This is a genomic window from Actinokineospora lacus, from assembly GCF_053813445.1.
In genome coordinates this window covers 55,275-76,818 of sequence record NZ_JBQERA010000014.1, presented here as the reverse complement: position 1 = coordinate 76,818, position 21,544 = coordinate 55,275, and the positions used below count along the sequence as shown (strand labels likewise).

At 69.0% G+C, this 21,544-nt stretch carries 16 protein-coding genes; 7 read left to right on the top strand and 9 right to left on the bottom strand.

Going from position 1 to position 21,544, the window contains the following annotated elements; translation table 11 throughout:
* Nucleotides 1–133 precede the first annotated feature (133 nt).
* Complete coding sequence (locus ACTG9Q_RS28225) at nt 134–295, bottom strand: DUF397 domain-containing protein (RefSeq protein ID WP_455575958.1); 162 nt, start codon at nt 293–295, stop codon at nt 134–136.
* The gene (locus ACTG9Q_RS28220; RefSeq protein WP_455575957.1) at nt 270–1,157 is read right to left on the bottom strand and encodes a helix-turn-helix domain-containing protein; all 888 of its coding nucleotides are present in this window, start codon (nt 1,155–1,157) and stop codon (nt 270–272) included. The genes ACTG9Q_RS28225 and ACTG9Q_RS28220 overlap by 26 nt, the downstream gene beginning before the upstream one ends.
* Before the next feature lie 784 nt (nt 1,158–1,941).
* Here ACTG9Q_RS28220 and ACTG9Q_RS28215 point away from each other — a divergent pair.
* The 7 genes from ACTG9Q_RS28215 to ACTG9Q_RS28185 all read left to right on the top strand — a co-directional run bounded on the left by ACTG9Q_RS28215 (nt 1,942) and on the right by ACTG9Q_RS28185 (nt 6,892).
* Complete coding sequence (locus ACTG9Q_RS28215; protein WP_455575956.1) at nt 1,942–2,430, top strand: hypothetical protein; 489 nt, start codon at nt 1,942–1,944, stop codon at nt 2,428–2,430.
* Between the two features lie 65 nt (nt 2,431–2,495).
* The gene (locus ACTG9Q_RS28210) at nt 2,496–2,888 is read left to right on the top strand and encodes a hypothetical protein (protein WP_455575955.1); all 393 of its coding nucleotides are present in this window, start codon (nt 2,496–2,498) and stop codon (nt 2,886–2,888) included.
* 94 nt (nt 2,889–2,982) lie between these two features.
* A complete protein-coding gene (locus ACTG9Q_RS28205; protein WP_455575954.1) occupies nt 2,983–3,270 on the top strand; it encodes a hypothetical protein in 288 nt (95 codons plus the stop codon).
* Between the two features lie 416 nt (nt 3,271–3,686).
* Nucleotides 3,687–4,586: a helix-turn-helix domain-containing protein gene (locus ACTG9Q_RS28200; RefSeq protein WP_455575953.1), complete on the top strand. Its 900-nt coding sequence runs from the start codon at nt 3,687–3,689 to the stop codon at nt 4,584–4,586.
* Nucleotides 4,587–4,765: 179 nt separating this feature from the next.
* A complete protein-coding gene (locus tag ACTG9Q_RS28195) occupies nt 4,766–5,212 on the top strand; it encodes an NUDIX domain-containing protein (protein ID WP_455575952.1) in 447 nt (148 codons plus the stop codon).
* An 83-nt stretch (nt 5,213–5,295) separates the two neighbouring features.
* Complete coding sequence (locus ACTG9Q_RS28190) at nt 5,296–5,643, top strand: hypothetical protein (protein ID WP_455575951.1); 348 nt, start codon at nt 5,296–5,298, stop codon at nt 5,641–5,643.
* A gap of 40 nt (nt 5,644–5,683) precedes the next feature.
* Nucleotides 5,684–6,892, top strand: a complete 1,209-nt coding sequence (locus tag ACTG9Q_RS28185) for a hypothetical protein (RefSeq protein ID WP_455575950.1) — start codon at nt 5,684–5,686, stop codon at nt 6,890–6,892.
* Between the two features lie 321 nt (nt 6,893–7,213).
* Here ACTG9Q_RS28185 and ACTG9Q_RS28180 read toward each other — a convergent pair whose 3' ends face one another.
* The 7 genes from ACTG9Q_RS28180 to ACTG9Q_RS28150 form a co-directional block, all read right to left on the bottom strand.
* Complete coding sequence (locus ACTG9Q_RS28180; RefSeq protein WP_455575949.1) at nt 7,214–8,704, bottom strand: TRAFAC clade GTPase domain-containing protein; 1,491 nt, start codon at nt 8,702–8,704, stop codon at nt 7,214–7,216.
* On the bottom strand, nt 8,701–9,711 hold the full coding sequence (locus tag ACTG9Q_RS28175) for a hypothetical protein (RefSeq protein WP_455575948.1): 1,011 nt from the start codon (nt 9,709–9,711) through the stop codon (nt 8,701–8,703). The genes ACTG9Q_RS28180 and ACTG9Q_RS28175 overlap by 4 nt, the downstream gene beginning before the upstream one ends.
* A 17-nt stretch (nt 9,712–9,728) precedes the next feature.
* Complete coding sequence (locus tag ACTG9Q_RS28170; protein WP_455575947.1) at nt 9,729–12,278, bottom strand: hypothetical protein; 2,550 nt, start codon at nt 12,276–12,278, stop codon at nt 9,729–9,731.
* A gap of 1 nt (nt 12,279) precedes the next feature.
* Nucleotides 12,280–13,806 carry an Hsp70 family protein gene (locus ACTG9Q_RS28165; protein WP_455575946.1) on the bottom strand — a complete coding sequence of 509 codons (1,527 nt, stop codon included), beginning with the start codon at nt 13,804–13,806 and terminating at the stop codon, nt 12,280–12,282.
* Nucleotides 13,790–15,607, bottom strand: coding sequence for an SPFH domain-containing protein (locus ACTG9Q_RS28160; protein WP_455575945.1), 1,818 nt, complete (start codon nt 15,605–15,607; stop codon nt 13,790–13,792). Before ACTG9Q_RS28160 ends, ACTG9Q_RS28165 begins: the two co-directional genes overlap by 17 nt.
* Nucleotides 15,600–17,234 (bottom strand): protein kinase domain-containing protein, encoded by a 1,635-nt coding sequence (locus tag ACTG9Q_RS28155; protein WP_455575944.1) that lies wholly within the window; start codon nt 17,232–17,234, stop codon nt 15,600–15,602. Before ACTG9Q_RS28155 ends, ACTG9Q_RS28160 begins: the two co-directional genes overlap by 8 nt.
* Nucleotides 17,235–17,502: 268 nt before the next feature.
* Nucleotides 17,503–21,204: a BTAD domain-containing putative transcriptional regulator gene (locus tag ACTG9Q_RS28150; protein WP_455575943.1), complete on the bottom strand. Its 3,702-nt coding sequence runs from the start codon at nt 21,202–21,204 to the stop codon at nt 17,503–17,505.
* Nucleotides 21,205–21,544 lie beyond the last annotated feature (340 nt).

The following is a 21,544-nucleotide window of genomic DNA, read 5'->3' as shown; positions in this document are numbered from 1 at the left end:
CTAAGACCCAGTCGGGGGTTCTGAACGGTCCACTTGCTTCTGATGGGAAGGCGGTATGGGTTGCCGACCCCAGGGGAGGTTCGGCGGACAGCGGCCCCCGCCAATTGGTCTGGCGGGGAGCCGCAGCCGTTTCTCAGTGGCGAGCCACCTTGACGATCAGAGCCGAGACGCTGGTAGCGGAGAACCCCAGCGCTGGACCTTGCGGGTTCTTGCTGTCCCGCACTGCCGCCAGGTCTTGGCGCACCTCGACACAGTTGTCGGTGTTGGTGCTACGGCTCGACTTCTTCCATTCCATTCAGTTCCCTCTTCCATCGGTCGGCCTCGCGGGCAATCACCTCCGCAGATTCGGCGGAAGTGAGCGCCTCGCTCAGCACCCTCTCGACGCCCTCGCTGTAGGCATCGACATCTTGTGACCGGTGCAGGAAGACGCCGCTGCGGCGGCTTTCCAGGTGTACGACCGGGCTCAGGTCAGAGTCCTCGCGCGGCTCCACCAGCTTCCACGGTCCCTCCAGGCCGGGATGCCAGGCGCAGTCCAGCGGCAGGACGCGGATATCTATGTTGGACGCCTGCGCAGCCTCGGCCAGGTGATGAACCTGCTCCGCCATGACGGCAGGGCCGCCGATGCGCTGCAATAGGACCTGCTCGCCGATGAGCGCCAGTAGCCGCGCGGGGTCGCGGCGCGTCAATGTGTCGCGGCGCCCCAGCCGCACTGCCACTCGGGTCTCGATCTCACCCTCAGGCACACGGCCAGAACGCATGATGGCGCGGGCATAGTCGCTGGTCTGAAGCAAGCCGGGCACCAACAGCGGGCTGACGTTGATGATGCTGGCCGCTTGACGTTCGTAATCCAGCAGCGTGGCCAGTTGGCGCTGCTGTTCGGTCATGCCCACGCCCAACCACTGGGCGCGTTCGGGCTCGCGAGCGAAGTCCATCAACTCCTCGCGGACCGGGCCGGTGACGCCGATCGCGGTGAGGATGCTGGCGACGTCCTCGGTGCGGGGAGTGCGCTGGCCGCTCTCGAAGCGACTGAGCAGGGAGTGGTCCATATCCAACCGCCGTGCCAGCTCGCGCAGACCCAGCTTCCCGTCTTCGCGGGCTTTACGTAGGGCCTCGCCCAGCGCCTTGTTCCGCGGAGTGACACCCCTGGTGACAACCATGCACCAGAGGATAGCGCCGCCTGCGGCGTTTTTGAGCCTGAGTTCAGATGAGGAAGACCGCACCTAGTCGCCCAAATGGGGTATTGCCAGCCGTCCTACCAGTGGTGACACTGATTGTCACCACTGGTCACCAGTGGGCACCAGAGGAGGTGGGCCCGCCGATGCGACATCGTAGACCGCCCAGCAGCACACGCTGCTGCGACGCTGTCGGCACGCCCACGATTCCCCCTGCCAGTGCATGGCAGCTCCGCCGCCCTCGTCCACACCGGCAGAACCTGCCCTCACGGACACCGCGGACGCGACGACCGATGCGGAGGCGCAGTCCGGGCATCCGCACCGGTTGGCGTCCCAGGCCCAGGAGTAAACAGCGATGAGCCCTTTGCGCTGGATCAGGCACGAGCGGCGCTACGCCCGCTGGGAACGCGCTCGGCAGAAGGCGATCCAGCACCGTGCCTTGCCGCCTGGTCCACACTGCGTGCCGACCGCAGCCGCTGCTCCCGCAGCCTCCGGCCGCCGCAGGTGTCCCCGACCCCTGCACATCGGGGCGTCACCGGAGGCAGTCGTGATCACCGCTCCCCCGGAACGGCCTGAACATTCTCACGAAAGCACGGCATTCATCCAGGAAGGTCACTGGGATATCAGGTCACAGGCGACCTCTCATGCTCACAACCGCATGGAACAACTTGCGTGGTGTCGATCATCGCGCACCAGAGCACGGCGGAGCCGAGGTTCTCCCACTAGGCGTCGGCTTCGCCGAACCATCCCTACGCGAAGGAGCGTAGTCATGAGCACCGTCACCGCACTTGACCAGCAGCGAGATTCGATCGACACGAGTTCGCTGTCGCGCTATCACGATCACATGCCGAGTTGGCCGACGACGATCGAGCCGGTGACCGGCGAAGTCCGGCTGCGATTGGGTGACATTGTGGACGCGTTGGTGATGTCGGCCGGGTTCGGCGGCGAGGTGAACCACCACCTTGTTCAAGCGATGATCAGTCCGCCGATCATCGGCGTTCGTGGCGAGCCGCGTGGCAAGCTCAACAGCTGGATCTTCCTCACACAGCCACGGACGACGATGCGTAAGTCCACAGTGGTTGATCTCGCGTCCACACAGGTCGGGTGGTATGAGGTCGGAGCCACGATCCCGTTGCCTTCACCCGGTCACGATGAAGGTCGACTGCGTTGGCTCTCTGATCCCGGAACGGGCATGGAACTGCCGACCTGGGCCGCAGTCGTCGGGGCTGTCCGCCGCGCCTCCTCCAGAAGGTGGTGACCATGTTTACCGCGTACAACGGATCGTTCGGCGTAAACCCCGATGTGAGCCGGATGTGACCTGCAATGTCTGGCCTCACTCTCGGAATCATCATGGTGGCCCAGCTCGCATCCGTGTTGACGTGCACCCTCGTCTGTCGCCGCTACCTCAAGCGGTGCAAGGACTTCGCCGACGACGCCAATGATGCCGCGCACGACGCCTACAACTACGTAGCAGGACTCCAGACCCCAACCGACACTGAGATCGGTATCCCTGAAACCGGCCACGACGAGGCCGAACCAGACGGGTTGAGCCGCGCAGAGGACTCCACCCTGTTCATTCCACCCGTCCGTGATCACCACTTCCGTGAGGACGACCCGGACGTCCTGTCCACCCACGGTCAACAGCTACGGGCGTCGACTGCCACCGGGAAACACCATCTCGCTGACCCACACGTTCACCACTCACGACGTCGGTGAACGCACCCCTTCACCGCGACTTGCTCCGCATCACCTGAGCCGAGCCGACACATCCGCATCAACGTACTCGCCGACAACATCCGAAGGAGATTCCATGTCCCACCATCTCACCAGCGAAAGCTGGCACCACCTCGCACCTGGGTGCCCCATCGCCATCGACGTACAGCCCGTAGACCAGTACGTCGAAGTGGTGATCGGGGACCGGGTCGGAAGCGTCAACGCCGTGACCCTCATTCTCGCCCACCCCGACACCTGCGAACGGCTGATCAGCGCCGCCACCGAAGCACGCGACCAACTCATCGAACTGTTCACCGACGACACCACAACGACGAGCACCACGCCCACAGAACAGGAACCACCAACCCTCAACCCCGTCAGCTAGCCAAACGACACCCCGACGTGGGGTCGCCCAGCCCGACCCCACGTCTGCCACCATCCCACCGACTATCAAGCAGGCTCACCGATGCACCCGGCCACGCCTGCTCGAGCCGCGGCCACTCCCCCGGGCGCGGTCGCTGGAAAGACCAGTCACCCCTCGCCACACCAGCGCCCCCGGGCCCAGCCCGGCTCCGCCCTCCCACGGAGCGGGTCACCCCTTCCTCGCATCAGAAAGGACCGGACCATGCACGGCTGGACTGACGCACCAACCTTTTATGAAACCGAAGCAATCGCCTACTGCCGCAATCCGGACCAGGCTGTCGTCTGGCGCCAGGAGGGCTTGGCCACTGGCCTGCCTCGACCGGGTGGACGGTTCGCGTCGAACCTGGTCCTCGGTCGTGCGTTGTTGTGGGTGTTGTGATGCGGCCGGATTTGGAGGTCGCGGTAGCGCGGCGATTGCTGGCTTACCAGCTTGTTCGCCTCTGTGCCGACGCCGGGCTCCGGCACGTGGATCTGGCCGAGCGCTTGGGGGTCAGCCGTGCATCGGTGACCCAGCTGTTCGCGGGGAAGAACCTGCCGTCCAGGGCCGTGCTGGAAGTCATGGTGCAGCACTGCGGGTTCCCCGAGAAGGTGCCCGACCTGGTCGCAGTGCTCGATGCCGCCCGATCACGCCGGTACGCCGAGCCGCTGCCCGCCGGACTGCACCACGACGGGGAACTGGCAATCGGGCTGGAAGCCATCGCCGACTCCATCACCCTGTTCGACCCCGACACCGTCCCCGCCGTCCTGCAAACCCCCGACTACACCCACGCCATCCTGACCGCCCGCAAGCAAACCAAACCCGAACTGGACATCGACGGCCACCGAGCACTAATTCACCGCCGCCAAAACATCCTCGCATCCACCACTGTCAAGATCACCTGGGTCACCGAACAACGCGCCCTGCACAACCCCACAGTGCCCGCCGCCGTCATGGGCGACCAACTCCGGCGCCTGCAAGCGTTGAGCACCGGGAAAACGATCTCGATACACGTCCTGCCCGAGAACTCCCCACCGCCCCCGATCGGCGCCTTCACGCTCACCCGGATCAGAGACTGGATCACCGCGCACCAGCAAACGGCATGGTCGACCCACTACTACGACACACCAGAAGCACTCGCCGAATACACCCACCTGATGAACCACCTGCTCGACTTGTCCCACAACCGGCACGACTCACAGTCGATCCTCAACCGCGCCGCAGACCTCGCCACCGAGAACGCCGCCCCGGCACACGGCGGGACCATCCTCCCGTTCTCGAGAACGCCCGACGGTGCATAGACCCACCACCTGTCCCCGTAAACCCACGTCGCAGCCGATCCTCCTGTCTTCGGGCCACACGTCCTTGCGGGGAACACCCCCATGCTCGCTGCATCCGCAGGCACCGGCCATCGAGTACCAAGCCGTACCTCGACCCGCGCAGCCTCGACGATGCCCATCCCGCCGATTGTGAGAGCACCATGACCACCATCTCATCCGCCCTCGGGCCGCTCGTCGCGGTGTACGGCCTTGTCGGGCACGACGAGCGGCTCCTGGTCGTCTGCGACCCGGACGCCACGATGTACCGGCTACCGGGCGGACTCGTGCACGCCGGTGAACCTGTCGAGAACGCTCTTCGGCGCATTCTGCGAGAACACCTCGGCGCCCACATCGCCCACATGGACTTCTGTGCCGCCGTGGAACTGCCCGGCCACCACCCGGATCAACAACCGGCGATCTACGAACTGGCGCTGCTGTTCGACGTGACCGTGACCGACCCCGCTGCCATCCACACCGGCCACGGCGAACCGCGCTGGGTCACCAATACCGAACTCGACCACCTCGACCTGCGTCCCCAAGCGCTTGCGCACCGGGTGGGCACCGACGCACTTGCCCGCGAGCACCCGTGGTGGCCAACCCAATCCTGACGGGCACTCCGTCCGTTGCCTTCTCTCCGTCTCGGTGCACCACACCCCATCGTGCCTGACAGAAGCAACCCCGAAGGAACCACATGTCGTCGACGACCGACCTCACCGACCACACCACGATCAGCTCGTCCGCAAGAGGGCGGTCCGCGATGAGGTCGGCGGAAGCGGTGATGATCCTGTCTCATTCGTGCTGCTCGCCGGAGACCTCAACACCACTTTTCGGTGAGGCCGCGCGGCGCCGTGGTGGTGATGGTCCGCTGACCGCCTACCTCCCCAGTCTCGGGCATCTGCCTGCCTCGGGGCGGCCCGTGCTTGTGCGGGATCTCAACGAGGACCGTGCCGCCCCAGTGCGGGCCGCGTCGGGTCGACACCCCGATGAGCAGGACTTGGCGTTGCTCGACCGGGTCCTGCACGCGCTGCGTCGCCTGTGAACAAGGCGCGTACCACCGTCTTCGTACCGGAGTCTGCTTCATGCACCCCGCCATCAGTGGCCTGACGATTCCCGACCCCATCCCGGACGCCTCGGTCTTCCAACCCGCACCGTGGGTCGCCCCGCCCTCCGGGCAGCTTCCCTTTCTCCGCAGGCGGCTTCACGAGCACTACGCCACCCTCGCAACGAAAGGTATAGGCGAAGAAGGACGTCGGTTCGCCCACGCGGAAGCCGACCGCCTCCGCAACGCGAGCCTGAGCTGGGTCGACCACGAGGCGGTCACGATGGCGTTGACCTACTCCTGCACCCCGTCCACCGAACCCGCCCGACCGGACCGATTGCCCAGCCTGGCCGGTTTCACACTGTTCGAGACCTGCATCGGCGGCGCCCTCTACGACGTCCCACGCTTCCAGGACCTGCCAGGCTCGGGCTGGACACCGGCACCCTGGCTCCACAAAGTCCCCGGCCACATCGAAGCCCCCATCGTCGCCGTCAGCTGGTCATGCCCGCCACCACCCTCCGACAACCGGGTCGACCTCTGCTTCTACACTCCCTACCGGCCACCACGCTGGGACCGTCTGCCACCGCAGACGTACGTCGCCCACTGGGCGGCGACACAGACCCCCTACAGCGCGGCCCACTTCACCGACCACGTGCGCAACGTCCTGGCCCGGACAAACCCACCACCGGCCCACGCGACCTTCTCCACGACGCTGACCTGGGGCGAGCCGCTACCCAAACCCGGCACCAGCCACTGCGCCGGATGGGTCCAAACCCTCTACGGCCTCTGGCAGCTACTCGACCACACCCTGAAGAAACCACTCACCCACACCCACGCACTCCCCGCACCACGACCCATCACCCGAGGCGATACCCGAGCCGGCATCGCCGCGACCAGCACCGTGAACATCATCCGAGTCCACCCCCAATTCAGAACCCAAGACCTACCTCCAGACGACGAGGACAACGCCGACCAAGACCCGGCGGGCAACAGCCGCAGCTCACCCCACCACCGACACCGATACTGGCGCGGCCCTTACCGCGCGAACATCTGCATGAACACACACGCACACAACGAAGGAAAATGCGAACACAAAGAAATCCCAATCGGCCGACACCTACGCGGACCAGCCGGTGCACCATTTCGCGAACGCATCACAGAAATCCGTGGCACCCCGGGGACGCATCAAACTAGTACGCACGGAAACGACGACTTCACGCGTCCTGAAGGGACAAATCCGACCAGTTAGGACTATGTATTGACACTCAACCATCACCCCCTGGAAACGGAGCCAACTATGTCCATAGTGGCCAACGAGCATCAGAACCGCAAGAAAGGTGTGCGGAGCATCGGAGGTCTTGGCAGATCGGTCTGGGACGCGTGGTAAATCGGATCACCGTTGCGATCCCGTTGGTGGCGGGCAGCACGGCAACGGCACGAGCGATGCCGGGGCGGCGGGCTCACCGGCAGAAGAGGGTCGCGCAGGCGAGGATCAGCATGCTGATCGCGGTGAGGGCGGCTAGGAGCAGGAGGGCGCGGGCCAGGGCGCGGCCGCAGTTGGTTGATGAGGTCATGGGGTGGTTCCTGTCAGCAGCCAGTGGACAGGGGCGGCCGGGTCGTCGTGGGGGTTGGTGGAGGTGGTGAGGTAGGTGACCACGAAGTAGTGGACGTGGGGGAAGTGGTGTTCCGCGGAGTGGACGAGGTCGGCGTGGCCATGGGTGATGAGCCACGCGCGGGCTGCGGCGCGGCGGTCCGGCGGGCGGGTGGCGTAGGGGTGGACGGGGCTGGGAAGGGTGTCGCCCTTGGTGATGACGATGGCGACGCGGCGAGGTGCGGTGGTGTGGTGCTCGGCGAGGGTTTCGGTGAGCAGGTCGAGGACGGTCTTGGGATCGGTGCGGGACGGGCGGGAGGCGGCGATGACGTCGGGGTCAGCGCGGGCGCGGACGGCGGGGAGGGCAAGTGGGTCGACGACGAGGATCACGCCGTCGCTGAGGGCGAGGAAGGCGGAGTCGGCGATGAGGTCGGCGTCCTGCACGATTTCCCCCGCCGCGTCATAGAGGTGCAGGAGTCGGTTGCGCACCCGCAGGGTGTGCGAGACCGGTTGGTTCACCGGGGTGCGGGGTGGGAACACGCCGTCGGTGAGGAGAGCGCCGGTTTCGGCCAGCCTGCTGTCGGTGAACGGGTCCGCGGGGACGGCGTCGTAGCCAGACCTCAGGCAGGCGACCGCGGTGTGCAGGAACACCGACTTCCCGGCGCCGGTGCCGCCGACTACCGGGACGTGGCGCGTGGGCATCAGCTGGGTCGGGGAGGGAAGGGGGACGTCGCAGCTGCCGCAGCGCGGGGAGAGGCCGCGTTTGCCGGTGAGCAGCAGTGTGGGCAGGTGCTGGCCGCAGCGGCAGGTGCGGAGGAACGCGCCCTGCGCACCTGGGACGAGTGCGCGGTGTTCCCGGCCGCAGGGGCAGACGAACACCGGGCGGGCGAGTCGGGTGTGGCAGTGGGGGCACTCCGTCGTGATTCCTCGCAGTGCCAGGGAAAGTGCCTCGAACAGCCACAACGTGCCTGCGAGGAGTCGGAAACCCGTTACCACGGCGGAGAGGAGCACCAGCTGCACCACCCAGGTGGTGGCCAGCAGGATGAGCGCGAGGGTGTAGCCGATGGCGAACCCGGTGCGCGCGGTGACCGCGAGGAACGGCACTGTGGGTGAGCGGGTGATGACCTGGGACTCCCGGATCGGGCGCACCCGCCGCAGCGCGTTGCCCGCGAAGCTCTCGTCGGACTGGGTCAGCCCGCGCTGGTGCAGCGCCACGAAGCAGGCCGCGCCGAGGCGCCGGTGGTCGCGCAGGGCCGGGCCGGACAGGTACCGCCGGTCGGCGGGATCGGGCAAGGTGTCCAGCGCCAAGTGCTCGGTGGTCGCCCGGGAGGCGAGGCAGTCGAGCGCTTCCCGGGTGATGGCGACCAGCGCCAGCGTCAGGCTGAGCGCGACCGCGGTGACGAGGACTGGCCCGGTGATCACGAGCACGAACACGGCCAGCAGCAGGTAGAGGAAGAATTGGACGATCACGAGGTCGTCCTCTCCCCGCCCCGGGGCACCGGGATCGCGCCGAACTCGGCGAGCAGCCACAGCAGCGGATCCTCCACCCGGTAGGCCACCGGTTCCCGCCTGCCGTCCGCGCGGTCGCCGAGTGCTGTCGCGGCGAAGTAGCGGTGGCGGCGGAAAGCGGTGTGGGCGCCTCGGATGAGGTCCGTCCTGTTCCAGTGGCCGAGCCAGGCGGTGGTCTCGTGGTGGACATCCACGCTGTCGGACAGCGCGTAGCCGCTTGTCTGGGGCACGGGTCGCAGCAGCGGCGATCCGGGGTCGACCATGTCCCACACCGTGTCCAGTTTGGTCAGCACAATAGCTAGGGGCAGGCTGATTCGGCAGTGTGGGCGCAGGCCGCGCGCCGCGCGGACAGCTTCGGCCAGTCGGGCGATCCCCGCGTCATCAGGCACGGCCCCGGGCTCGACGGCCAGGACGATGCCGTCGGCGTGCGCCAGGTTCGCAGCGGTTTCGTCGGCGCTGTCGTAGAACGCGATCACCACGGCTCGCGCCCGCGGTCGGACGCGCAGGCTGACCAGCAGTGGCCCGGGCCCCGCTGCGCGGTGCAGCACGGTCTCGGCGACCAGCACGCGATCCCGCTCGTGCCGCAGCCTGCTCTCCTCGCCGAGCACGTCGAGGGACATCCCGGGGAAGCGGTCATCCAGGTGCCCTTTCGCGATCCGCCGGATGACCGATGCCACCCAGGTGCTTTTGCCGGACCCCGCCGCCCCGACGACGGCGACCACCCTGGGGCGGCCCTCGATGTACTCACGGGGCACGGCCTGCCCGCAGGCCGGGCAGGCCCGGCGGGCCTTCGGGGCACGCCCGTGCGGGCACCTGCCCTTGCGGGCGGCGGAGACCGGGAACCGGATCGCGGCTTCGCCGCAGCGTGGGGCGCACTGCGTCAGGTACGCCTTCCCCAGTGTCCGGGTATGGCAGTGGGGGCAGGCCGGGACGCGCCGGGTCGGGACGTTCCAGGTCGGGGCAGCCACAGTGGTCTCCTCTCGGGTCAGGGCACGACCAGGAGGTGGGGGGCGGGGTGCGAGAGGGCGACGGTCTCGTCCAGGGAGAACGCGCGGAGGAACACCGGCCGCCGTAGTTGGCGCGGCACTTGGAGCCGGACGGGCTCGGCAGGTCCGGGGGCGGGCAGCCGCAGGATCTCGACGCCGTCCTCGGGGGCCAGTGGACGCGACCCGGACTTGGCGACGACCGCGATGTCGGGGGCGGGTTCCGAACTGTGCACGGCCACCAGCAGTTCGTCCCGGCGCCACCAGGCCGCGCGCCGGACGCTGTAGCGCACCTCGCGCAGCCGGGTCGAACACACCGTGGCCATCGGCCCGAACCTGTCGGAGTCCACGACCGATACCCCGAACCAGTGCTCGCCGGGCAGGGCTGCGGTGATCCGCGCGCCGCGTCCCGCGTATGCGGACCTGCTGATCTCGACCACGGTGGCCTGCGGGTCCAGTGGCCCAGTGGGCGGCCGGTCCGCCCGCCAGACCACTCGCACGTCGGTGGCCCACATCGGCCACTGCCACGTCAGCACCACCTGTGGGCCGAATTGCCTGGCGTGCAGGCCGGTGACCGGTTCCAGCGGCGGAGCCACCCGCGTCGCCGGGCCGATGGCGGCGAGCGGGCCGGACACTGTGACCGGCACGAGCACCCGTTGCCCTGCCAGGTCCGCCAGCGGGACCGATGCCAGGCCCGTGTCGCTGACCGCGACGACCCGGCCTGCGACCACCGCGTCGGCGGCACGGAGAACCTGCGGCGCGGGCGCGACCCCGTCGGGCGGGACGCGGATCGCCACCGGGGTGCCGCTCTGCCTGCTCCAGGCCAGCTCCAGGGTGTCACCCGTGAGGCTGGCTCGCAGGTCGGTGATCTGGCGGGGGTTCCCGGGACACTCGCCGTAGACCGCCAAGCCCGCGCTGTCCTCGGGTTTGCCCGCCCGACCAGGGTAGCGGGCGCGCACGACGTAGCGGTATTGCACACCGGGCACCACAGCGGTGTCGTCGAATCCGGTCCCGTTGGGCGTGGCCGTCTCCGCAATGTCGCCCGACGGCGCGATCCTGGTCACCGACGCCCCGACCGCCCCTGGAGGCAGCCGCCAGCGGCCGTGCACCGACAGCATCGTCGACTCAATCGTCAAGTCCAGCACCTCGGGCGCCAGCACGACCTCTCCACTGTGCGCCATCCCTCCAGGGACGCCGTCCCGCAGGGCCTGCACCGTGTACGACGTCGGAACACCGAAGGGCGGCACGTCCGCCAGCGCCAAGGCGTCGGTGTCGTGAACGACCACCGTTGCGCCCCGGCTGACCCGATAGGTCAAGCGGCCCGCGGTCGACGTCGACTCCTGCCAGGTGACCACGACGCCGTCGTGGTGCGTCTTTGCGGACACCTCGGCAGGCGCGGTGGCCGGGCAGCGGCGCAGGCCCGACTCGATGGCGGGGTCCGTCAGCTCCCGGCGCACCGCCAGGTAGCGGGCAGCCGCGTCTTCCGGCGCGGTGTCTTCCAGTTCGCGGGCGGCTGCGAGGTCACTGGCCAAACGGTCCACGGTCGCGGTCAGTGCGTCTCGTACGCGCTCCCAGCCCTCACCCAGCCGCCTGCTCGACAGCACCGCGAGGGCGGCGTGCAGCCTGCCGTCGGCAATGGCCTGCGCGTAGTCGAACTCCCAGTTGGAACGGTGCATGCGTCGGCACCAGACGGCGTAGGCGAGGGTGTCGGGGTCGCGTGGGAGGCCGCTCGCGACGCACCGCTGCGGGTCGGCCGCCGCGAGGAAACTGACCTCCTGATAGCCCAGCAGCACGGCCACCGAGAGCTCGGTGAGGAACTCGTGGCGCAGCAGCGGGCCCAGTCCGCCGGGCTCGTCCATCGCTTGTTCGACGATCTTGAGGACCGTCAGCTCGGCCTCGACATCAACTCCTCGCCGGGTTCGCAGCTGTGCGCGCCTGCGTCGAAGTGCGTGCGCGTGGGCATCCGGACCGCTGGAGGGCAGTTTCGTGGTCATGTACTCCCACAGGCTGGGGATACCGAGGTCGGCCAGCGCGGCGGCGATCCGGCGCGACCGGGGCGTGTCCGGCGTGACCTCGATGGCCACGGGTTCGCGCTCGGCCGCCCGGTGCTGTTCGAGTGCGGCCACGACGTCCGGGCGGCTCCAGCGGCCCGCGGACTGCCGGACGAGGGCGGCGACGGCGGTAGCGGGCATACCTGGCGCTGACCGCAGGAATTGGTCGACCACCTTGGCGAGGGCGGTGCGTTCCGCCGCCACGGCGGTTCGGTGCGCCAAGCGCTCGCCAGAGTCGCCCAGAATCCGCGCGGCGGTCGGGTGCCCGCGCCGCAGCCGCTCCACGGCCCGGGTGTGCTCGCGCAGTTCGGGAACGCCCCACAGCGCCGGGATGGAGGTCAGCGCCGAGTCGACCTTGTCGGCGGTGCAGTCGACGGGCAGCCGGTACACCCGGAACAGGTTCCGGTGAGGTGACCACTCCATCTCGACTGGCGTGATGACCTCGTCGAGGTAGGCGCGGATGTCGGCCTTATGGAGCCCGGGGAGGTCCGTCTCGGCCATGTCACCGCCGCAGGCCGGGCAGCGGCGCGACGGTGTCGGCTCCGCCGCCACGGACCTGGGTCTCGATCCGCACCTGCGCGCCGTTGGTCGCGCGGGCGTCGATCCGCAGCACCCCGTCGGTGTCGAGGGAGAAGTCGAGCTCGACCGGGTCGCCGCGTCTGCTGTCCCGCGGAAGTCCTTCCATGGTGCGCTCGTTGAGCCGAAGGTGGTCGGCCTCGTCCTCGGACAGCACGTCCGTCCTGGACTCGTACACGGCTATCCGCATCGCGGTCTGCCCATCGCGCACGGTGCACAACGTGTGCCGTCCGCTGGTGGGCAGCGGGGTGTTCGGGGTGATGATCCAGTGCACCGCGCTGCCGAAGGAGGGGCGACCGGCATCGCGCGTGATCAGCACGCCGTAGCCCTTGGACGTCACATCCACGACCTCCCGGGTCTCGCCTGCGGCGACCTGCGCGGCGCCCTTGGCGACCATCAGTTCCGCATCGGCCGTGAGCCGCGGCGCGGGCAGGTGTGGGAACGTCTCGGCGAGCCGTCTCGCCACGGCGGGCGTCCGGGACATCCCTCCCACCAGAAGGACGTCGTCGATCATTGACACCCCGGCGGCGCGCACCTGCTCGATGAGGTCGCCGGTGAAATCGATGGTGCGGTCGAGCAGGTCGGACGTGGCCTTTTCGTAGTCGCCGCGGGAGATGACCACGCGGCGCACGTGACCTCGCGCGGTCCGGAGGGTCAGCACCTGCTCGGTGGCGGTCGACAGTGCGGCTTTCACCGCCTGCACTTGGCCGAGCAGACCTGCCATCAGGCGCGGAGACGTCCGCGGATCCTCCTCATCGGAAAAGTCACCCATCAGGTCAAGGACGAGGTCGACGAGCACCCGGTCCCAGTCGGCGCCGCCAAGACGGGCGTCCCCGCCGGTCGCCACGACACGGACCTTGTCAGGGAACATGCGCACGACGGTGACGTCGAAGGTGCCACCGCCGAGGTCGTAGACGAGGACCGCCCGACCGGACGGGGTGCCGCGCAGCCCGCTGGCCAGCGCCGCCGCGGTCGGTTCGTTGATCAGGTCGAGCACATTCAGCCCGGCGAGGCGTCCCGCCTCGCGGGTGCGCGACCGCTCTTCCGTCCCGAAGTACGCGGGAACCGTGACGACAACGCTGGCCAACGGACCCACAGTGGGCACCGTGTCGCCGAGCGCATCGAGTGCGTCTTCGACGACCTCCCGCAGGATGAGGGCCGAGATCTGTTCGGGCCGCAGGTGCCCGCCGGGAACCGAGACGGTGTAGTCGCCGCCGATCTCGCGCTTGATCTCTGTGATCACTCGCCCCGGCTCGTGCGCACGCTGGTCCAGCGCGGCGTCACCCACCGCCGCTGTGCCGTCCGCGGCGAGGTACACCGCCGACGGGGTGGTCACGCTGCCCTTCCGGTTAGCCAACACCCTGGCCTCCCCGCTGCCGTCCAACACGCAGACGCACGTGGTGGTGGTGCCGAGGTCGATTCCCAGGCGGGGACGGTCAGTGCTGGTCGTCATCCACCTGTTCCCTCCGGTCATAGGCCTCGGTGATCTGCGTCGGCTGCGGCTGCACGTCCTCGGTTTCCAGCACCCACGCGGGGAGCTGCCCGCCGCGCTGAGAAACGGCACGGACCCGCCTGGGAAGTCCGAGGACCTCTGGATCGTTCGACGTGATGACGACTTGGGGCACCGGTGCGCTCGCCTCGATCCTGGCTATCCGCTCGGCGGCGACTTGGTCGCGGCCCAGGATGCGGACGTCTTCCTCGAGCCCTGCCGAGCGCTCCAGCTTCTCCTGCTTGATGCTCTCCCGCTTCAGGTCCGTCTCCACTGTCGCGTTGGTCAACTGCTGGCTGAGTTGCTTGCTCCGCTGCCGCAGCTTCGCCTGGTGGCGGAACTGCTCATTCATCTCGTCGGACTGGAGTTTGATCGCGCCGATGGTGGTCAGTCGGGGTGAGACGTTCTGCTCCCGCAGCGCCTGTTCGACCAGGGTTATCAGCTCACCGCGGATCTGGTTCTGGTCGCTGATGAACTCCTCGATGGGGTGGCTGTTGGAGACCTCGTTGAAGTAGCCTTTGACGACCTCGCCGAGCAGGCGGGTGACCAGCCGCTTCACCGCGGCCGACTTGCGCGCGCCCGCGATGCCGTGCGCCTCGTCGTCCTCGCCGAACCGCTTGACCAGGTGCGGCGCGGTCTTCGGCGGGATGGCGAGGGTCTGGGTCAGCTCGACCGAGACGTGGAACCCGTCCAGGGTCACCTCGATCGGGTCGAGTTCGGAGTCATAGCGGTCGGCGTCGGTGTCCTTACGTCCCCAGGAGAGGATCAGCTCCCGTGAGGGAATCCGCACCACGCGGGCGAAGAACGGGTTGATCGCGTAGGTGGATCCGCCCGGCAGCACCTCTGCCTGCGGGCCGAACTGGCCGCCGTTGGCCAGGAAGATCCATGGGAACTGGAAGCTCTTGTGGCCCTCGATCCTCGGCGCGGGTTCGGCAGCGTTGACCGGGTGCAGCCCTTCGGTGACGATGACGACCCCGGTTTCCTCGCTCTCCACCGACACCAGTCGCAGGTCCTCCGGCTCCAGGTCGTGGTGGGACAGCGGAACCGTCTCCAGGTTCATCTGGTCCTTGGTGAGCACGTTGAACATGACGGTGTTGATGGCGTAGTAGCCCCCACCGGGAAGCAGCGCCTGCTGCGGGCCCTGCTGCCCGCCGTACTTCAGGAATTTCACCCCGTCCTGGAAGTAGTCGCAGTCGACGTGCCGGGCGAGGGTGTAGCCGTGCGGCATGATCCCACCCACTTTCGCCACCACGGCGCCGACGGTCCTCAGCGGGACGTAGGTGCGTTTGACGATCCGCACCTCGAAGACGGTGGGGTGGATGGCGTACTGGCCGCCGCCGTGCAGGATCTCGATCTGCGGTCCCTGCTGCCCGCCGCGGTCGAGGAACGTCTCGAAGTCCTGGAAGTGGTCGCATGGGACGTGCCGGGCTATGGGCTGTCCGTGCTCGAGCGAGCTGCCCATCTTGGCGTGCACGATCCCGATCGAGTCCACCGGAATGCTGATCAGGTCTTGGACGTGTACGCGGTAGAGCCAGCGGGGGCGAAAGTAGATGCGGCCGCCGGGCAACAGCCTGGTCTGCCGGTTCACCGCCGCGGCAAGCGAATCGGCGTGCCGGAACGAGCTGTATTTGCGGGTCACGATGGCGAACCGGCTCAGTGGAACGTCCACAATCGACCGCTTGATCTGCTGCACGACCAGCACGAGAAAACCCAGCCCGGCCAGGATGGCGAGCCCCGTCAGCACGAACCCGATGATGTCACCCACTGCGCCGCTCCTCGCTGATCCGGTCGTGCATCGCGATGACCGTCATGCTCCACCTGTCGTACCAGCCGGATGATCGATTGGACGAACGCAGCGTGGGGAAGAACCCGGGGACATCCACGCGGTCGGCCACCCACGCCTCGTAGTCGCCCGGTATGTAGTGCTGATAGTCCCACCCGAAGGCACGTGACAGGGCGACCATCCTGTTCCGCGCGTTCTCCGGCAGAAGCCCGCGCTGGGCGCGAAAACCGTGCTTGCCGTCAGTCTCCTCCTGCCACACGTCGGCGAACTCGCGCAGGAACGCCGTGCCGATGCGGCCGACGTGGGACCGGGTCATCCAGCCCTCGTCCGTCCGCCCGGCCGCCGCCAGCAGCGCGTCGGTGGTCAGCCGGTCGGCCGTGACGGGGTCGCCCGCCCGCAACGCGGTGCGGACGGCGGCGACGAGCGCGGCCGTGCGGTCCACCGGGCTGGTGGCGTCGTGTGTTCGCTGCTCTGTGCGCGCCAGGGCACGCAGCCGCGCGAGGTGCGCGGGGCCCGGCAGCGCGTTAGCGCGCGCGTCGAGGAACTCCTCCGGCTGCCGCGGACCGGCGACGGCGATCCTCCGGACGGGGACGTTGCGCCGCTCCGCGGCAAGGCGCATGTCGACGGTTTCCGGATCGGGTCGGTCGGTGCCCAGGATCAGCAGCACGCCCGCGCCGTCGAGGGTGTCCGGGACGGTGGAGATACGGACGGTGAACCCGTTTTCCGCCAGGTGTTTCCGCAGCCGGTCCGAGTAACCTCCCTGGGACGCCCCGCAGACCACCACAGACGCGGCGGCCGATTCCAGCTCGGTGGCCACCTCATCGGCGTCCGGTCGGTCCCGTGCCTGCTTCGACAGTGCCAGTCCCACCATCTCGCGCAGCTCGCCCGGCACAGCGCGCAGGTCGGGTTCCGCGCCGAGAATGGCCGGGATTACCTCGCCCGCCGCGCCGTCGCCGAATGGACCCCGCCCGGCCGCGGCGTAGAAGACCACACAGCCCCACGCGAAGATGTCGGACTTCACTGACGCGGTGCCGTTTCCCCTGATTAGTTCCGGGGCTTGGTAGGGCAGGGTTCCCATCACCTTTCCGGTGCTCGTCAGGCGTCCGATGTCGGCGACGGTCGTCGCGATGCCGAAATCGATCAATACGGCGCGGGTCGGGCCGACCATTACATTGGAGGGTTTGAGATCGCGGTGCACCAGCCCTTCCCGGTGGATGTCGCGCAGCGCCCGCGCGGTGTCGCGGGCGAGCGAGACGACGCGTTCGGCGGGCAGGCCCCTTCCAGGCACCACCAATCGGTCGAGCGCCTGTCCCCGGACCACCTCCGTGGCCACGTAGAGCGGGTCGCCCACCACTTGCGAATCGACCACCGTGGCGGTGTACTCCGAGCGCACCGCCCGCGCCGCCGCGATCTCCTGGGTGAACCGCTTGCGGTACACGGGATCCGCCGCATGCGATGAGTGGATCACCTTTACGGCCACCTGCTCTCCGGACGACTCCGCCAGGTAGACTATTCCCATCCCGCCTGATCCGAGTCTGCGCAGAATCCGGTAAGGGCCCAGGCGTCTCGGATCGCCTGGCCGCAGTCTCCCGGCCTGCTCAATGACCATCCGTCACCTTTCCGGCACACGAACGCCCATCGACGCCTGCCACACGCGGGCCCACTTGCCTGCAGTGCGTCGAAAGATCGATTCTAACCACGGCTCACGGCGAAACTGCCCGGTTGTCACGCTTTTGACCTATACCAGTCGACTTGTTGCGGTTCCCTGGGACCGAAGTTCCAAGGATCGCTTGTCCAACAAGAGTCCACGATCTAGGATTGGTCGCCCGCACCGTGAATCTACGGGCTCAACGCATCACTCTGTCCTATGTAGACTTTTATGGCCACCAGCGTCGCGCGTCGTCGATCGCCGCAGCGAGGCTGTCGGGAAACCCGGGACCGGCGAGTTCCGCCAGCCTCGGGGTGGCCCTGTCCAGGAGCGCGAGACAAGTCGTCCGGCTGACCGACCGCATCGTGCGGCGCAGCAAGGCGACCAGGTCAGGGCCGTGCAGGACCGCCGCGGCGCGGGTCACCACCGCGAGCAGCAGCCCGCGGTCCCGGCTCGGCGCCGCCGTCGTCGCCCGTGCGAGGTGGGCGGCGGAGCCAAGGACGGGCACCAGGCCGGTGAGCGCGCGCGTCCGGGCTTCCTCGGGAAGGAGTTCGGCGGCGGAAAGCGCCACATCCACCTCGGCGACGGCCAGGCCGGGCGCGGCCGAGGCGAGTGCGCGAGCTTTGCGGAACGGGTCGTTCATCGCCAGGATTTCGGAGAGCGCGCGGGTGGCGACCAGCGGTGGGCCGTGTCCCACGGCGGTGGTGCGCTCGTCGGGCAACGCGTATCCGGCCAGCACCCCGGCGCGGGTCCGGTGGTCGGCCGCCGTGGTGGCTTCGTCGACGGTGGCAGCGGGGTCGGCGGTGATGGTGCGGGCCGCGGTCAGCGCGGCAGCGAGCACCGGCGGCCGTTCACCGACGGGCAGCCGGGCCGCGACCGCCGTCAGCAGGACGGCCCGGGCATCGAGGTCGGTAACTCCGGTCGCGGCGGCGAGCACCTCGGCGAGGTCGTCGTCGGAACTGGTCGGGATGAGGGCGACGAGTTCGTCGACCCGTGCGGGCTCGCTGCCGTCCGCTGTGGCGTGCCTCAGCAACGTGCCGATCTCCGGCCGGGGTGTGTCGCGCGGCGGGGCGGTCTTGGCCGCAGCGGACACCGCGTCGTCGACAAGGTCGTCGGGCAGCTCCGGCAGAATCCGCCGGACGGCCTCCGCGCGATCGTGCTCACCGGCGACGGACATCGCCGAGTCCAGCGCCTCCCGAAGCAGACGCCGCCGGGCCTGCCCGTCCAAGCGCCGCGCGATCGCCGCCTGCGCGGCGGCACGCCACCCGCCGTGCCGCACCCGGGACGCGATCGATACCGCGTCGGCCACGTCCGTCAGGTGCGGCGCGACGCGGGTCAGCACGTCGCCGGTGATGTGAGTGACGGGATCGCGGGCGGCAGCCAACGCCCACGCGACCGCCGGGGGGCAAAGGTCATCCGGCAGGAGCGGGACCAGCGCGGCGAGCAGCAGCGCCCTGGCAGGCGGGGCGTGCAGCCTGCGGGCGTGTGCGAGCGCCCGCGAGGGCGTCCACATCCCGGCCTCCACCAGGGCGACCACCAGGTCGGCCGGGATGTTCGCGGTGAGGCTGGTGATCGAGGAGACAGCGAGCGCGCACCGTGCCTCGTCCACCAGCGTCGGTGCGGGCCTGCACGCGGCCAGCGCCTCGTCGGTTCGGCGTGCGAGATGGGCCCGCAGGGCGGCGATGTCGTCGAGGTAGTCGTCGACTGCGTCGGCGTGCTCGTGGGCGGCGAACCACGTGTTGCCCATCCGGCCCCCCACGGCGAGAAGCCGGCAGAGGTCCTCGGCTCGCCCGGCGTCGAGCAGATGCCCCGCCAAGTGCCGCACCGCGTATCCCGACCCCGCCGTCAGCAGGTCGGGGTCGGCAGCCAGTCTCGGCAGCCCGGCATCAAGCCCGCCGAACCTGCCGAGATGGCGGTCGATGATCCGGTGGCGTGCGATCGACGCCGCGGCACCCAGGGTCTCGCTCCAGTGCCAGTCCTCCTCGGACCCGAGGTCGTCCAGCGGGCGGCCGTTCAGGAACTCCCGCAGGCTGGCGTGGTAGACGGCGAATCTGCGGGCTGTCGGTCCCGCGCGCTCCACGGCGAGGAACGGCCGGAGGGTGGTGTGGCACCAGCGCCGGACCGAGCTCGCGTCGGCGTCGGCCGCCAACGCGAGCTCGGCGGCGTCGAGTGACTCCCCGGCAACGGCGACCGCGCCCAAGAGCCGTAGCAGCCCGGTGTCCCATTCCGGGCTCCGGCTCCAGCGGTCCACGGTGTCGGTGTAATAGCCGGACAGGCCCGAGGGCAGAGTGGCCAGGTCACGCACCCTGCGGACCCCGTTCCGCAGTTCCTCGACGGCGTAGCGCAGGTACACCCAGACGCCCTGGCATCGGTCCGACAGCGCGGCGACGACATCCTCGCCCGCCAGCCCCGGCGGCAGCACCGCACGCAGGTGTGTCTCGACGTCGAGCCGGTTGCGCGGATCGTCGGCCGCCAGCCGCACCACGGCCGGGTGACCGCCAGCGCGCGGCGGTGGGTGGCCGGTCCGGTAGGTGCCCACCACGAACACCCCGTCCGGCAGCACAGACGGCAGCCCCCACGGCTGCCCATCGACCTCCGCCTCGTCTGCCCCGTCGACGACCAGGACCAGCGGGCTCCCCGCGACCCTCGCCCGCTTCGCCGCCGCGTGGAGCACCACCTCGAACCCCTCAGGGGTGAACGCCCACTCCGGCACCATCGCGCCCGGCGCGATGTCCGCCAGCGTCCACCGTCGCACCAACTGGCCGACCAGGTTCTGCAACCCCACCCGCACCGTCGCGCCCCGACTCACCCCGGCAAAGTGCCCCACCCACCCCCGCTCCCGCACCAGGGACGCCGCCAGCGCCGTCTTCCCCACCCCGGCGTCCCCCGCGACCCAGACGTAACCGCCGGGCATCTCGGCCAGCCGCTGGTCGATCTCCGCGAGCACCCACGCCCGCCCGGTGAACCCCTCGCCCAACACTCGGTCCGTCACCTGCCGGTGCTCCCGGACAGCGTTCTCCACCGACACCGCGGCGGGGCCCGCCAGCGCGACGGTGACGGTGTGGCCTTGAACCGCGACCCCGGGGCTGCCGCAGACGATGTTGAGTTCGTCCGGGTGGCCGGTGGACTCGCGCAGATCGCGCAGCAGGCCGCTGGGCGCCGACGGCACGGCGGACGCCAGTAGAGGGGGCCAGCGGGTTGTGGCGGTGGTGCGATGGGCGTGGGTGAGTGTGTCCGGGGAGGGTTCGGCGCCGTGGATCTGGCGCATCAAAGTGGTGAGGCGCTCGATCCAGGCGGGGACGGAAGTCTGGCGTCCGAGCGCGGCCAAGGCGCGGACGCCGAGGAGCAGGAACTCGTCGGTCGGGTGGTGTTCAACGAGGACGTGCAGCTCCTCGATCACCCGGTCGGCGTGGCCGGTGTCCAGCAGGGCGTCGAGGTGATGCTCTTTGACGGTCCGGTGTCGGGCGTCCATGTCCGCGCGGCGGCGGTCGGCCCAGTCACCGCCGAGCCCGGCCAGCGGCGTGCCCCGCCACAGGGCGAACGCCTCGTCGAACCGGTCGAGGTCACGGGTTTCTCGCGCAATCTCGGCGAGGCGCAGAAACCGGTGGTAGTCCACCAGCATCGGGTCGATGTCGAGCACGAAGAATCCTGGACGTGACTCGCCCTCCAACCACCGCCGCTCACCGCCCGCGAGTTCAAAGGCCCGGCGGATGCGCTTGGCATAGGTCTGGATGGTGGACGCGGGGTTGGCGGCCTGCTTGTGTTCCGGGTCGTCGGGCGACCACAGCCAGTCGGTCAGCTTCCCGATGCTGACCGGTGTGCGCGGGTACAGGGCCAACGCGGCCAGCATGCACTCCTGCGTCTTGGTCTTCAGCTTGTGTTCGCACTGATCGCTGTGAATTCCGACGCCGCCCAACAGCCGGATCTCCACCCGCGCCCTCCCCGAAGGCTCAGCCTGTCCGGAGTTTGACAGGCCGCCAGTCGGCGTGATCCACACCGAGACGAACTTTCACCCGTTCGGGCGTGGCTTTGTCCCGGTTTTGTCCCGGTGCTTGTCCCCCGCCCTGTCCGAGGTCACGCCGCATCCTCATCTCGGCCGGCACGCAGCGGCCACCGAAGGAGAGGAGGACCGGGTGAACCGGCTCCAGTTCCACTACCCACCGCCGGACGAACGGCAGCCACCGCAAGGGTGTCTGATGTTCCTCTCCCCTCTCCGCCTCGGCAGGGAGGGGAAGGGGGTGAGGACATGATCATCACGTTCATCCCGGTCA

Coding starts and splice junctions, on each gene's coding strand:
- ACTG9Q_RS28225 (WP_455575958.1), bottom strand. CDS start 295: ATGGAATGGAAGAAGTCGAGCCGTAGCACCAACACCGACAACTGTGTC.
- ACTG9Q_RS28220 (WP_455575957.1), bottom strand. CDS start 1,157: ATGGTTGTCACCAGGGGTGTCACTCCGCGGAACAAGGCGCTGGGCGAG.
- ACTG9Q_RS28195 (WP_455575952.1), top strand. CDS start 4,766: ATGACCACCATCTCATCCGCCCTCGGGCCGCTCGTCGCGGTGTACGGC.
- ACTG9Q_RS28215 (WP_455575956.1), top strand. CDS start 1,942: ATGAGCACCGTCACCGCACTTGACCAGCAGCGAGATTCGATCGACACG.
- ACTG9Q_RS28185 (WP_455575950.1), top strand. CDS start 5,684: ATGCACCCCGCCATCAGTGGCCTGACGATTCCCGACCCCATCCCGGAC.
- ACTG9Q_RS28205 (WP_455575954.1), top strand. CDS start 2,983: ATGTCCCACCATCTCACCAGCGAAAGCTGGCACCACCTCGCACCTGGG.
- ACTG9Q_RS28165 (WP_455575946.1), bottom strand. CDS start 13,806: ATGACGACCAGCACTGACCGTCCCCGCCTGGGAATCGACCTCGGCACC.
- ACTG9Q_RS28190 (WP_455575951.1), top strand. CDS start 5,296: ATGTCGTCGACGACCGACCTCACCGACCACACCACGATCAGCTCGTCC.
- ACTG9Q_RS28200 (WP_455575953.1), top strand. CDS start 3,687: ATGCGGCCGGATTTGGAGGTCGCGGTAGCGCGGCGATTGCTGGCTTAC.
- ACTG9Q_RS28155 (WP_455575944.1), bottom strand. CDS start 17,234: ATGGTCATTGAGCAGGCCGGGAGACTGCGGCCAGGCGATCCGAGACGC.
- ACTG9Q_RS28170 (WP_455575947.1), bottom strand. CDS start 12,278: ATGGCCGAGACGGACCTCCCCGGGCTCCATAAGGCCGACATCCGCGCC.
- ACTG9Q_RS28210 (WP_455575955.1), top strand. CDS start 2,496: ATGTCTGGCCTCACTCTCGGAATCATCATGGTGGCCCAGCTCGCATCC.